Source organism: Microcystis sp. LE19-84.1B, from assembly GCF_027531875.1.
Lineage (GTDB): Bacteria > Cyanobacteriota > Cyanobacteriia > Cyanobacteriales > Microcystaceae > Microcystis > Microcystis panniformis.
The window spans coordinates 1-13,092 of sequence record NZ_JAPZSR010000159.1; the positions used below are offsets into that span (position 1 = coordinate 1).

General features: G+C 43.5%; 15 protein-coding genes and 1 pseudogene. 9 read left to right on the top strand and 7 right to left on the bottom strand.

Features of this window, described 5'->3' with window-relative positions:
* Window positions 1-899 (bottom strand): photosystem II q(b) protein (gene psbA / locus O9324_RS09850; RefSeq protein WP_288140092.1); only part of this gene is annotated, 899 nt, incomplete at its 3' end.
* Between the two features lie 185 nt (window positions 900-1,084).
* Here psbA and cynS point away from each other — a divergent pair.
* Window positions 1,085-1,522, top strand: coding sequence for a cyanase (cynS, locus tag O9324_RS09855; RefSeq protein WP_061430355.1), 438 nt, complete (start codon window positions 1,085-1,087; stop codon window positions 1,520-1,522).
* 157 nt (window positions 1,523-1,679) lie between these two features.
* On the top strand, window positions 1,680-2,327 hold the full coding sequence (locus O9324_RS09860; protein ID WP_185240983.1) for an NAD(P)H-dependent oxidoreductase: 648 nt from the start codon (window positions 1,680-1,682) through the stop codon (window positions 2,325-2,327).
* 343 nt (window positions 2,328-2,670) lie between these two features.
* On the opposite strand, the gene O9324_RS09865 is transcribed toward O9324_RS09860, so the two are convergent.
* Window positions 2,671-4,482, bottom strand: coding sequence for a sodium:solute symporter family protein (locus O9324_RS09865; protein WP_002764849.1), 1,812 nt, complete (start codon window positions 4,480-4,482; stop codon window positions 2,671-2,673).
* A gap of 43 nt (window positions 4,483-4,525) precedes the next feature.
* Entirely contained in the window at window positions 4,526-4,894 is a 369-nt protein-coding gene (locus O9324_RS09870) for a hypothetical protein (protein WP_002764847.1), read from the bottom strand.
* Between the two features lie 153 nt (window positions 4,895-5,047).
* On the opposite strand from O9324_RS09870, the gene O9324_RS09875 reads away from it, so the two are divergent.
* Complete coding sequence (locus tag O9324_RS09875) at window positions 5,048-5,221, top strand: hypothetical protein (RefSeq protein WP_002739017.1); 174 nt, start codon at window positions 5,048-5,050, stop codon at window positions 5,219-5,221.
* An 11-nt stretch (window positions 5,222-5,232) separates the two neighbouring features.
* Here the strand turns inward: O9324_RS09875 and O9324_RS09880 are convergent, their stop codons facing one another.
* Both O9324_RS09880 and O9324_RS09885 read right to left on the bottom strand, forming a co-directional pair.
* On the bottom strand, window positions 5,233-5,835 hold the full coding sequence (locus O9324_RS09880) for a chromophore lyase CpcT/CpeT (protein WP_002788325.1): 603 nt from the start codon (window positions 5,833-5,835) through the stop codon (window positions 5,233-5,235).
* A 77-nt stretch (window positions 5,836-5,912) separates the two neighbouring features.
* Window positions 5,913-6,938 carry a cyanophycinase gene (locus O9324_RS09885; protein WP_288140093.1) on the bottom strand — a complete coding sequence of 342 codons (1,026 nt, stop codon included), beginning with the start codon at window positions 6,936-6,938 and terminating at the stop codon, window positions 5,913-5,915.
* Window positions 6,939-7,158: 220 nt separating this feature from the next.
* Between O9324_RS09885 and O9324_RS09890 the strand changes: the two genes are divergently transcribed.
* The gene (locus O9324_RS09890) at window positions 7,159-8,307 is read left to right on the top strand and encodes a substrate-binding domain-containing protein (protein ID WP_288140094.1); all 1,149 of its coding nucleotides are present in this window, start codon (window positions 7,159-7,161) and stop codon (window positions 8,305-8,307) included.
* Window positions 8,308-8,471: 164 nt separating this feature from the next.
* Here the strand turns inward: O9324_RS09890 and O9324_RS09895 are convergent, their stop codons facing one another.
* Window positions 8,472-9,701, bottom strand: a complete 1,230-nt coding sequence (locus tag O9324_RS09895) for a site-2 protease family protein (protein ID WP_287628054.1) — start codon at window positions 9,699-9,701, stop codon at window positions 8,472-8,474.
* Window positions 9,702-9,764: 63 nt separating this feature from the next.
* Here O9324_RS09895 and ruvA point away from each other — a divergent pair, with 63 nt between their 5' ends.
* The 4 genes from ruvA (at window position 9,765) to O9324_RS09915 (ending at window position 12,213) form a co-directional block, all read left to right on the top strand.
* Window positions 9,765-10,394, top strand: a complete 630-nt coding sequence (ruvA, locus tag O9324_RS09900; protein ID WP_288140095.1) for a Holliday junction branch migration protein RuvA — start codon at window positions 9,765-9,767, stop codon at window positions 10,392-10,394.
* 374 nt (window positions 10,395-10,768) lie between these two features.
* Window positions 10,769-11,254 carry an allophycocyanin subunit alpha gene (gene apcA, locus O9324_RS09905; RefSeq protein ID WP_002744263.1) on the top strand — a complete coding sequence of 162 codons (486 nt, stop codon included), beginning with the start codon at window positions 10,769-10,771 and terminating at the stop codon, window positions 11,252-11,254.
* Window positions 11,255-11,333: 79 nt separating this feature from the next.
* Window positions 11,334-11,819, top strand: a complete 486-nt coding sequence (gene apcB / locus O9324_RS09910) for an allophycocyanin subunit beta (RefSeq protein ID WP_002758327.1) — start codon at window positions 11,334-11,336, stop codon at window positions 11,817-11,819.
* 190 nt (window positions 11,820-12,009) lie between these two features.
* The gene (locus O9324_RS09915) at window positions 12,010-12,213 is read left to right on the top strand and encodes a phycobilisome linker polypeptide (RefSeq protein ID WP_002739162.1); all 204 of its coding nucleotides are present in this window, start codon (window positions 12,010-12,012) and stop codon (window positions 12,211-12,213) included.
* A gap of 54 nt (window positions 12,214-12,267) precedes the next feature.
* Here the strand turns inward: O9324_RS09915 and msrB are convergent, their stop codons facing one another.
* On the bottom strand, window positions 12,268-12,684 hold the full coding sequence (gene msrB, locus O9324_RS09920; protein WP_185240975.1) for a peptide-methionine (R)-S-oxide reductase MsrB: 417 nt from the start codon (window positions 12,682-12,684) through the stop codon (window positions 12,268-12,270).
* Between the two features lie 275 nt (window positions 12,685-12,959).
* On the opposite strand from msrB, the pseudogene O9324_RS09925 reads away from it, so the two are divergent.
* A pseudogene (locus tag O9324_RS09925) lies at window positions 12,960-13,092 on the top strand (photosystem II q(b) protein); the annotation flags it as partial.

The window sequence follows — 13,092 nt, forward strand, 5'->3', positions numbered from 1 at the left end:
AAACCATTGAGGTTAAACGCCATGGTGCTAACACCCATTGCCGTAAACCAGATACCGATTACCGGCCATGCACCCAAGAAGAAGTGCAGAGAACGGCTATTGTTGAAAGAAGCGTATTGGAAGATTAAACGTCCGAAGTAACCGTGAGCGGCAACGATATTGTAGGTTTCTTCTTCTTGACCGAATTTGTAACCGTAGTTCTGAGATTCGATTTCAGTGGTTTCACGCACTAAAGAAGAAGTTACCAGAGAACCGTGCATGGCACTGAACAAGGAACCGCCGAACACACCAGCCACACCTAACATATGGAAGGGGTGCATCAGGATGTTATGTTCTGCTTGGAACACGAACATAAAGTTGAAGGTTCCAGAGATTCCTAAAGGCATACCATCAGAGAAGGAACCTTGTCCGATGGGGTAGATTAAGAATACAGCAGTGGCGGCGGATACAGGTGCAGAGTAAGCAACACAAATCCAAGGACGCATTCCTAAACGGAAAGACAGTTCCCACTGACGACCGAGGTAACAGAAGACACCTAGTAAGAAGTGGAAAATGACTAACTGGTAGGGACCACCGTTGTATAACCATTCATCTAAGGAAGCTGCTTCCCAGATGGGGTAGAAGTGGAGTCCAATCGCGTTGGAGGAGGGAACAACCGCACCAGAGATGATGTTGTTTCCGTAAAGTAGGGAACCAGCTACAGGCTCGCGGATACCGTCGATATCTACAGGAGGAGCGGCGATAAAGGCGATGATGAAGCAGGTGGTGGCGGTGAGCAGGGTGGGGATCATGATCACACCGAACCAACCGACATAAAGACGGTTGTTGGTGCTGGTGATCCACTGGCAGAACTGCTCCCACAGGGAAGCGCTCTCGCGCTGTTGTAGAGTTGTAGTCATGGTTGGATAATTTCTGTATGTATTTAATTGTCAAGGTTCTTTGTTTGACATGAATTAATAATATCGGGTTTTTATAGTTATGTAAAGGGGTTTTAAGAAATGTTTTTTTATCAATGTCATAACTTTTACTTATATAATTGATGTTCAGGTAAACTAGAAGCAGACAAATTCTGCAAAAATAAGCGATGATACCCGAAATTACTGCAAAACTATTGGAAGCGAAGAAGGAAAAAGGCCTGAGTTTCGCTGACCTAGAAGCGATTCTAGGACGAGATGAGGTGTGGATTGCCGCTGTTTTTTACCGGCAAGCGAGCGCCTCCCCAGAGGAAGCAACGAAAATTGTGGCAGCTTTGGGACTGGGAACCGAAATCATCCCATCCTTAACCGAGTATCCTGTCAAGGGATTGGGTCCGGTTGTCCCCACTGACCCCCTGATTTATCGTTTCTATGAGATCATGCAGGTGTATGGAATGCCCCTAAAATCGGTGATTCATGAAAAATTCGGCGATGGTATTATGAGTGCGATCGATTTTACCCTCGACGTGGATAAGGAGGAAGACCCTAAAGGCGATCGCGTTAAAATTACCATGTCGGGTAAGTTTTTACCCTATAAGAAGTGGTGAGTCCGGCCAAAGTCAACGGTAAGGGATTTCTATTCCTTGCCGCTCTTGCTATTTTTCTTAACCAAACTTAACAATTGACGGCAAAATTTTGCTTTTTTTTTGCAGATTTTGAGAGAATTTAAAATAGATTCCAGCGATCAACCACCCAGGAGATACAATGACGATTCAACCTCAAGAAATTTTAGAAAAGCTTCAGTGGAGATACGCTGTCAAAAAATTTGACCCGTCTAAAAAAATTTCTGAAGCAGATTGGTTTGTCTTAGAAGAAAGCTTGAGACTGGCTCCTTCTTCATATGGTTTGCAACCCTGGAAATTTATTGTCGTTCAAGATCCAAAAATTCGTGCGGCGCTTACTCCGGTCAGTTGGAATCAAACTCAAGTAGAGGATTGCTCCCACTATGTGGTACTTGCTACTCTTACCAAAATTGAAGTAGCATATGTCGAGAAATTCGTCGCAAAAATAGGTCAAGTTCGAGAATTAGATGTCGCTTCTCTGGAGAATTATAAGAATCTGATGGTGTCAGATTTAGTTAATGGGCCACGCTCAGCAATTGTTCAATGGTGGTCTCAGCGACAGAGTTATATTGCGATGGGAATGCTGATGGAAACCGCCGCCTTGCTCGATATTGATGCTTGTCCACTAGAAGGAATCGAGCCAGCCGCTTATGATCGTATTCTGCAATTAGAAGGTAGCGGCTATGCAGCAGTAGCAGCAGTGGCTCTCGGCTATCGCTCCTTAGAAGACAAATATCAACTGTTGAAGAAAGTTCGCTTTGATCGCGATGATGTTATTGTCTGGCATTAGTACAATAAGACTATATCAGTTGAGGGATTTTTTATAAATCGAGGAAAACTGGTTGCGATCATTACTGGAGCGATCATGATCGTGATCGCTTATTTAATTCTAGTGCAATCACTAGATTTTCGTGGAGAAATGATACCCGCTCCTCCACTCTTTTTGGGATTTTAGATTTTGGATTTTGGATTTTGGATTTTGGATTGCGAGTTTCCCTTGTTCCAAGGCAGAGCCTTGGAACACAATATCTAAGGCTCTGCCTTAAAATAGTATTCAGGTAGAACCTGAAGAGAGCGTTCCCAGGTAGAACCTGGGAACGAGATCTTACTCATAACTGATAACTGATAACTGATTAACCTAAATCTCGGTCTTTAGTGACGGTAATTTCCTTAGATAAATGTCGATACCAAGTAAAATAGAGACCGATGGAAAGCAAAAGAAAAACCAAAGCCAAAATCTTAAAACTTTGCCACTGCTTAATGATTAAAACAATCCCCATCATAAAGAGGACTAATTGCCAAGGAACAGTGAGAAAAGCGGCGATGATATCCCGTTGATTTTCCGCTTTAATTTTTGCCTGTAGGTTAGGTTTAACACTGTGACGGACTTCTCCCCAAAAGCCAAAAGGCCGGGTAACATTATAGAAATTTTCCATGACTAAACTATCGGTGGGAGGAGTTAACAAAGTAGCGATAATACAGCCAGCTAAAGCGAACAAACTCGGCACAAGAAAGAGAATAAGTTCCTGATATTGACTGTGACGAAAGAAAGGTAAAATTATCGCTTGTGAGGCAATAGCCGCAACCATTCCCGATAAAGTTCCCACGGCAAAACCATAACCATTAAAGCGCCACCAATACCAACGTAATAGGAGAGGAACTGCTAATCCCACCCCTAATCCAGTGGTTAACCAACCCCAAATATCATTGACATTTTCGATATTAAAACTCAAAACTAAGCCAATTACGACCACAAAAACCGAGGCTAAACGACCTTGAAAAACTAACTCCTGTTCTCCCGCATTCGGTTTCAAAAAAGCTTGATAGATATCTTTTACCCAATAGGCAGCACTAGCGTTAATAACTGCGTTAAAAGTGGACATAGCTGCCGCTAAAAAAGAAGCAATTAATAACCCTTTCATCCCCACAGGAATATATTGAGTAATCACCGTGGCCAAAATTCTTTCTGGATCTGTAATCGTGCCTTCGGTTAAACCGTAATGAATACCTAAAACCGCAAAAGCTGTGACTAGGGGCCAACGGAAAGAAAGCAGAATAATCCAGAATAAAGATAATAAACCGGCATCTCGATCGCTTTTGGCGGCTAGATATCGTTGTAGCATATAACCACCGCTGCCGCTGCAACCTTCGATGATGGTTTTAACTAAATAAAAGAAAATCACCCCACCAAACAAATTAAAGATGGCATAATCTCCGGGTAAATCCAAAGTCAGGGAGGGGAAAATACTAGACCAGTCGCTTAAATTCCAAGTTTTTGGCTCCGTTGCCCCCGGAATTGCTACCGTGAAACTATCGGGAAGATTAACGGTAAAAAAGGCCACTGCCGATACATAAATTACCGCCACAAAAATCAGAAACCCTTGAAATAAATCGGTAATTACCCCACCATAAAAACCACTGGCCACCGTATAAATCAAGGTTAAAAGAATTAATATCACCGAAGCAAGACGATCATCCATACCCAGAAACTGCCCTAAAAATTTCCCCCCCGCAACGGAGAAATAACTCATCGCACCGATAGAGAATAAGAGAGTGGCGACGGCACTAATAATTCGGGCAAAATTCCCCTGTTTTCCCGGTCCAAAGCGAAACTGCATCCATTCCGCCATGGTCATAACTTGGGCGCGGCGATTCCATTTGCCCATAAAAGCCATGAGAAAGGCCATAATTAGGACAACACCGCCGCGGATTTCGATAAATAGTCCTTTGGGTCCGACGGCGTAAATTAGAGCAGAAATGACCATAGTTCCCGCTAAATCGGTGTTAGCTGCCATTCCCGACACCCCTAACATCCACCAAGGCAAATTGCGATTACCTAAAAAGTAGGATTCTAGACCTTGAGAAGCTTTTTTCTCGGCTATAATCCCGATTATTAGGGTTCCTGCTAGATAAAGCAGCACAATTACATAATCAATTAACTGCATAGTTGAAATCAATTTAACTTTCGATCGTTATAGCATCAATTGACTACGATTTCTGGCTAACGGTTTCTTTTTCTAAGATTTGCACCCGTTGCTCCAGCTTTTTTAAATCTTCCTTTAATTCAATTACTAAAGTGGCCAAACGCTGGAACAGTGGGTCAGTTTCCCCGACTACTTCCCCATTTACTATACCCGTTCCCGATCGCCGTTGGGGAATGGGAGCGGCATTTTCCCCGCGGATGGTGATTCCTCGGACCTGACTTTCAAGGCGCTCGACTCGATTGCGGAGACTAATTAACTCCGATCTTACCGCCGTATCCGATTGTGCCTTGCTGGCATTAACAAAACTCAGTATTAGCAAAAGGGAGATAATCAGCGTTAAAAAGCCAGAAAAAGAGATTTTAGCTAGTTTCATCGATTTTACCCCCTATCTATCCTACCCAACTTAATGTTAAGAAACGTGGCTAAATCTAAAGCTTGATTGCAATTCCGCCCCCAGGTGATTAGTTGCTCAAAAGAGGATGATAAGGTAAAAAACACGATTTTGTCGAAATTTGGCCTTATCTCTATGTATAAAAACTCAGATAAAGATTTTCTCGGAGCGGCAATCACAGCCGGTTTAGGTGCGGGAATCGTCACTTCCTTTGCTGTCAATCAAGGACAAGACATCGGTACAGCTTTAGGAATTACCGCTTTAGCGGCTGTTTGCGGTGTTATCTGCCGTCATTTTGACCTAATGTGATGCAATCTTCCTCACACCTCCAATTCTGCCGAAAAATCCCGTTTTTTCTCGTATTGATAGGGACCGAGCAGAGCGCCCCAAATTCCCTTACCAGTGCCGGGATCTAGACCTTTATCGTAGGTTTTTAGGCTATGACTCGTCACCTCGAAACCTAAAGCCACCTGATAGGTTGTACCCTCATAGGTGAATTGACAGCGCTGTTCCGGTTGCGGTTGGGCGATAAACTGGTATTGATTATCAGGGAGAGTATGGACTTGGACTGCTAAAGTGCAAGTAGGCAGGAAAGTTAGGTCTTCTAAGCTAATTTTTCGCAAAATATCGGGATTTTTGCCCGCACCTTGCACGGATTTCAGGTCATTAAACATATAGTGCCTAACCTCTAACCCTCCCGATTCCGAGCGCGTTAATCGCCACAGTCGCGGTCGGTAGGGTTGGTCTAAATTGATGATACTGGCCTGTTCGGCAAAAAGAGCGATGCTGTCTTCTCGAAATAAAAGCAGCGGACGCAACCATAAACGCAGGTGAACGTACCACACCGGTTCCGCTTGCGCTTGCCGTTGATTTTCAAATTCACCCGCGAGATACCGACCAAAAGTGATTAATTCAGGGGTCATAGCTCAAAAAACTCTCCTTATTGCCTCAAAATTAATCCTAACACCCATAGAAATCACTTTTTTGACAAAAATGACCTTCAGGCTACCGGAACCCGCTTAAACCCAGCTATTCCCCCTTTAGTGTACCAATATTCCCAGCGACCGCCAGCAGCACTAGACCAATCCTTGAGGTCAAATTTACCGCTGCCGGAGGGAGTTCCTGCGATGCGATAGACTTTCACCGCTTGACCGTTATTATTCCAGATTAAAGGTCGATCCGGCTCTATCTGTTCGGGTAGAGTCCCGTTAGTTTGCAGAAAATAGGCATCTTGTCCCTTATCGGTGCCGTTACCATAGACTTTGGCGATACCATGCTCATCGATCGCCAGAAAAGCACCTTCTTCTAAACCGATAGCGTAGGCAGGTAGTTGATTGTGATTATCGTGGACATTGCGGGCTAAAAAACCAAAAAGGCGACCATATCTTGTTTCGGGATGATCTTGATTGAGTCGATCCAAATGGGTATCTGTCACGACTTTTTTGAGAAAAGGAACCCGAATAAAATCACTCCGATAGAAGTCTTTGGTGTTGAAGTGAAAGGGATTATTTAATATTTCTGAACTCAGTACTCCTTCGTGAGTAGGCGCATAGTAAAAATCCCCCAGAATAGCCATTCCTGCGCTGGTTCCCGCCACGGGAACTTTTTTGTCGTTGATCAGATAATTGATCGCTGTTTCCACCTTTGTGCTTTCCCACAAATCCTCGTATTGATTTTGATCACCACCGGCAAAAAAAAGGATATCGGCATTACGAATATATTCGATAACATCAGGATGATTCGCCCCTTCACGACTATCAATTGATAGTTCCGCTGCCGAGCCGATCAGGGAGGGATAATTGTCGCAAATCCAATCAGCTTGACCACCAAGATCGCCAAAGCGCAACACTAAGTAATTACCGCCTTTAGCTCGATTTAATAACCATGTGGTCGCTTGATCTTCTCCTAATTTACCTCCTTCCGCTCCCCCGATTAATAAAATACCCGATCGATGTTTTACAGACTGAAAATTGGCTTTTCCACAACGACAAGAATAATGGAAATCTCGATCATGATTGTTTGACATAGTCTTATAACCTCTCCCCTTAGCTTACTCCTTCTATCCTAGCTTTAACTAGGACAAAATCAGAGTTTTCTACCATAAAAGTTAACAACAAAGCCTCTCTATGGCTGAAATCGGTAGCGGCAAAACTCCCTAGTTTACATTTTGTTAAAAATCGTCCTATAATAATTCAAGGCTAGAAACTGGCAATTATTACTGTTGAAGTTGGGAATCGGCGGGCGATATGTTAAATAGACGTTCTTTTTTGCAAGGATTAGGTACAATCGCCTTAGCGGGGGGTTTAAGTGGCTGCGCTTCCGGAAGCGGCGAGCCGAGCATTTTTATCCTGTCCAGTTCGATTCCGCCGCGATTACTAACAGATTTTCAGAAAACTATTGCCGAAAAAAAAGTCAATTTTCAGTCGGAAAGGCAGCTGAAAGAGCTATTAAAATTGTTGGAAAAATGGTTAAAAAATCAGGAGCAACCAACCTCACAATTTTCGTTTCCTATCCCTTTTAGGGAACAAAACCCAGCGATAGGTAATTTAGTCACCCTAGGGGATGCTTGGCTAGGAAAAGCGATTAGCAACGGTTTAATTCAACCCCTAGATACTTCTCAACTCTCTAATTGGTCAAAACTGCCCCCCCGTTGGCAAGAAAATATGACTCGCAATGCCCAAGGACAACCGCAAACAGAGGGAAAAGTCTGGGCTGCGCCCTACCGTTGGGGAATGACAGTAATTGCCTATAATGAGGAAAAATTCGCTCAATTTGACTGGCGGCCACAGGATTGGTCTGATCTATGGCGACCGGAATTAACCGGTAAAATTGCCCTAATTGATAATCGTCGGGAAGTCATCGGTTTAACCCTAAAAAAATTGGGTTATTCTTATAATTCTAGTGATTTAAAACAAGTAATGGGACTAAAAGACCAGCTATTCGCTTTACAAAAACGGGTAAGATTTTATAGTTCTCAATATTATTTACAACCCCTGATACTCGGTGATGTCTGGCTGTCTGTGGGTTGGTCTAATGATATTTTACCAGTGAGCGATCGCTATAATAAAATTAAAGTTGTTGTCCCCAAATCCGGCACTTCTCTCTGGTCAGATGTCTGGGTAAAACCAGTTTTAACTACTCCTAATTCTCTTGTGGAGCAATGGATTGATTTTTGTTGGCAACCAGAATCCGCCACTAAAATTTCTTTATTTACCTCTGGATTATCACCCCTAGTTCTCACTGAAAATCCCGACCAAATTCCCTCAGATATTAAAAATAATCCTTTACTTGTCAATCCAGAAGCGATCAAAAAAAGCGATTTTTTAAACCCTTTATCGCCAGCAACCGAGCAAGAATACGAGCAATTGTGGCAAGCAATGCGACAGTTAGTATAGTCAGTAGATACTAAAGAACATTATGCAATAATATTGAGGTAAAAACTACATTTACCTAACTGATTCTAGCTGATAACTGATAATTGATAACTGCTCACTGATAACTGCTCACTGCTCACTGCTCACTGATAACTGATAACTGATAACTGATAACTGATAACTGATTAAGCGGTTTGACTTTGGGTTTCTTGGGCGAGAAAAGTAAGGATAGAAGCTTTCTCAATTAACCCCAAAACCCTGCCGTTTTCCTCTACCACTGTCACTTGAGATAAATTTTCTCCTTCCAAAATTTTCACCACATCTAGGAGGGAAGTATGAGACAAAACCAGTTTGAGACTTTCGCTAGTTTGTAATAACCGGCCGATATTTACCTCTGTCCATTGGGAAGTGGGAATCGTTTTTAGCTCCTCTACATTAATCACCCCTAATAGTTTACCTTCGCTATCGGTAACTAGGAATTTAGACCATTGTTGTTTACCGATAACATAATTATTAGCAAACTCGCGCAGGGTTAAATTAATCGGAACTACAGGACTATTAGGAGAGATAACATCTTTAGCACTGTAGCGACTTAGGAAATCTTGAACCTTAGCTGATTGGGCGGAAAAGCCAGCATTTTGTAGGAGGAAAATGCCAATTAATAGCGTCCAAAAACTGCCAAATTGACTGATTCCGAGAATTGATAGCGCACCGATGACAATCGCTAACCAACCAAAAAATTGACCGAAACGACTAGCGAATAAAACTCCTTTATTGGGATTGCCCGTTACTTGCCAAACGATAGCTTTAAGGATATTACCACCATCTAAAGGTAAACCGGGGATCAGGTTAAATAGCCCTAGGGCGAGGTTGATATAGGCAAGGAGAGAAAGAATCGCCGCCATGGGCGCATTTAAACTAATATTGGAACCAATAATTAGGAAGATACCAAAGAGCAGTAAACTAACTAAAGGGCCAGCAATTGCCACTAGAAAAGCTTCTAGAGGAGTTTTCGATTCTCTGCCGAGAGTTGCCAAACCACCGAATAAAAAGAGGGTAATTGATTTGACTTCAATACCTTGGGCGATGGCAACAAAACTATGACCTAATTCATGGGCAACCACGGAAGCAAATAGGAGAATAGCGGCAAAAAATCCCAAGAGCCAGGGCATAATTCCCGTTAACTGGGGAAACTGACTTAAATCTCCCCCATAGGTTAAGGTAATTAACCCCAGAACAAAGAACCAAGAAGGATTAATATAAAAGGGAATTCCAAAGAGATTCCCGACTCTAATGTTGCCATTCATTTTGTATCTTCTCCAATTATGGGGGACTAACGCCAAGAAAATTAGTTTATCAATTGCGCCATTCACTTCTGTTAACAATTGTAACAAAAATGAAAATCTCCCCGGCATTCCTTCAGGGAGTAAAAACCGTCATCACTGTTGTTCGGTTATTTTCGTAGGAGAATTAAATCAATGATTAATTATTTACGGGGACAAGCGATCGAGGTGATCAAAACCCCCAATAACCGACTGATCTTGATTTTAGACGTAAACCAGATCGGTTACGAAATCCAAATTCCCTCGCGATTAGCCCTAGACATCGACAAAGATAACAATGATAGTCGTCAGATTTTTACTCACCTACTCCTTCGCGAGGAGCAGCCTTTATTGTACGGTTTCGGCACCGCCCCAGAGCGAGATCTGTTTCGTCAACTGCTTTCCGTCAATGGGGTTGGGGCGCAATTAGCCCTAGCTTTAATCGATACCTTGGGGATTGAGGAACTTTTGGTGGCGATAGTGACAGGAAATACCAAAATTTTGAGCAAAACCCCCGGAGTCGGCTTAAAAACAGCAGAAAGAATCGCTTTAGAGTTAAAAACTAAATTGGCAGCATGGCGACAGCTAAAAGAAGCGACGACGACAACCACGGCAATACTACCGGCAGCGGAAATCCTCGAAGATGTGCAGATGACCCTTTTAGCTTTAGGATACAGCCAAGAGGAGATCGATCGAGCTATCGCAGTCCTCAGTCAAGATGCTTTATTTAGTAAAAATACTCAGCAAGAAGACTGGATTAAAGGGGCAATTAATTGGCTAGGTTAAATCAGTCGTCAGGAGTCAGGAGATAGGAGTCGATAGATAGGGTGATGGGGTGATAGGGATTTAGGGGTTTAGGGAAATTTCAGCCAAATGCTTCACTTCCCCACTTCCCCACTTCCCCACTTCCCCACACCCCACTTCCCCACTTCCCCACTTCCCCACTCCGGCGCTCCCTTCTTAGGGCAAATGTTAAAAAGTATTACGAAAATAGTGAGAAGGTGAACCAGATGCCGCAAAATAGTTGCGTTAGGTCGCTCTAGCTAGGGAAGTCTTGAGACGCTAAGGCGGAAACGAGATAACTTGAGCATAGTGACCACAACTGCTATAAAATGTCAGATTAAGTTTATTAATCTCACTTAGTTGGGAGGAATCCATCAATGAGTATCGTCACGAAATCGATCGTGAATGCTGATGCTGAAGCTCGTTACCTCAGCCCCGGCGAACTAGACAGAATTAAAGCCTTCGTTACCAGTGGTGCCGCTCGTTTACGCATCGCTGAAACCCTAACCGGCGCTCGCGAAACCATCGTCAAGCAAGCTGGCGATCGCTTATTCCAAAAACGTCCTGACATCGTTTCCCCCGGTGGCAACGCTTACGGCGAAGAAATGACCGCCACCTGTCTGCGTGACATGGACTACTACCTACGTTTAATCACCTACGGAGTAGTTGCTGGTGATGTCACCCCGATTGAAGAAATCGGTTTAGTCGGTGTGCGTGAAATGTACAAATCTTTAGGAACCGACATCGGTGCCGTAGCTCAAAGCGTTCGCGAAATGAAAGAAGTTGCTACCGGTCTTATGTCTTCTGACGATGCTTCTGAAGCTTCTTCCTACTTCGATTACGTGATCGGCTCTATGTCGTAGAATAACTCCTTTGTGAATTGTTCTAGACACACCCCCCGTAAACCTCTTAAGATTAAGCAAAACCCAAGGAAGAACCACCATGCAAGACGCAATTACTTCTGTTATCAACTCTTCTGACGTTCAAGGCAAATACCTTGACTCTAATGCTCTCGGCAAACTGAAAAGCTATTTCGCCACCGGTGAACTGCGCGTGCGTGCCGCTAGTGTCATTAGTGCCAACGCTGCCGGCATCGTTAAAGAAGCTGTGGCTAAGTCCCTGTTATACTCTGACGTAACCCGTCCCGGTGGCAATATGTACACCACCCGTCGTTACGCCGCTTGTATCCGTGACCTCGACTACTATCTCCGTTATGCTACCTATGCTATGTTAGCTGGAGATCCTTCTATCCTCGACGAGCGCGTTCTCAATGGACTGAAAGAAACCTATAACTCTTTAGGTGTACCCATCTCCTCCACCGTTCAAGCTATCCAAGCGATGAAAGAAGTCACCGCTAGTTTAGTTGGTGCTGACGCAGGTAAAGAAATGGGGATTTACTTCGACTACATTAGCTCTGGCTTAAGCTAGAAGTAACGAACTCGGACAAAATAGGTTCGGGAAGCCGAGGATGAGTGCTAGGTCTTTAAAGGCTGAATCTGTCCAAGATAGGTTTTGACGAGCTAGTATTGATCCTTGACTCCCGACCTTTGTTATTTTAGGAAAAAGGCCTTCGTTAGTTTGAGCGACAAGTTTTTCAGCGATTAGGAGAAATCAATCCATGCGGATGTTCAAAATCACCGCTTGTGTTCCTAGCCAAAGCCGCATTCGGACACAACGGGAATTACAAAATACCTATTTCACCAAACTCGTTCCCTACGATAATTGGTTTCGTGAGCAACAACGCATCATGAAAATGGGCGGCAAAATTGTCAAAGTGCAGTTGGCTACCGGCAAACCAGGAACTAATACAGGTTTACTGTAATTGGCTGCCACTAGAACTGAAAAAAAAAGAGGTCTTTCCAGACCTCTTTTTGCTTTAGGGATTTTTTTCAAACTGCAAAGCGGCAGAGTTGAGACAATAGCGTTTTCCCGTCGGGGGTGGACCATCGTTAAAAACGTGACCAAGATGAGCATCACAGGTGGCGCAAACAATCTCTGTCCGCACCATGAAAAAACTAACATCTCGTTCGTACTTAATATTAGTCTCGTTAGCAGCAGTCCAGAAACTCGGCCAACCAGTACCCGAATCATACTTGCTGTCAGAAGTAAATAACTCCGTACCACAGCAGACACATTTGTAAATACCTTTGTCCTTATTATCGTGATATTTACCCGTAAACGCCCGTTCTGTTCCCTTTTTGCGAGTAACTTGGAACTGTTCGGGAGTTAGCTGGGCCTGCCATTCCGCCTCGGTTTTACGAACTTTTTCTACCATAGTCAGGACAACCGCCATTATGATTAAACTTCCCTTTTTAGTCTAACCTGAGTTCGATATCTAGGTTTTTTTCATAAACATGAAGTATGACCTGATTTAACATCGGCCCCTGACGACGTACTCCCCAAAAGGAAAACTCGGTCAGGAAACCCTATAGACTTAGCATAACCCCAGCTTATCAATGTTATAAGTAACAATATCGTCAAACCCCTTTACAAACCGTTACAAACTCTCTAAGATAGAAACATCATCAATCAATCGTACCTCGATAACTTAATAGGAATCATAAACCAATGACCACCACTCTACAACAGCGCGAGAGCGCTTCCCTGTGGGAGCAGTTCTGCCAGTGGATTACCAGCACCAACAACCGTCTTTATGTCGGTTGGTTCGGTGTCATCATGATCCCCACCCTGCTCACCGCCA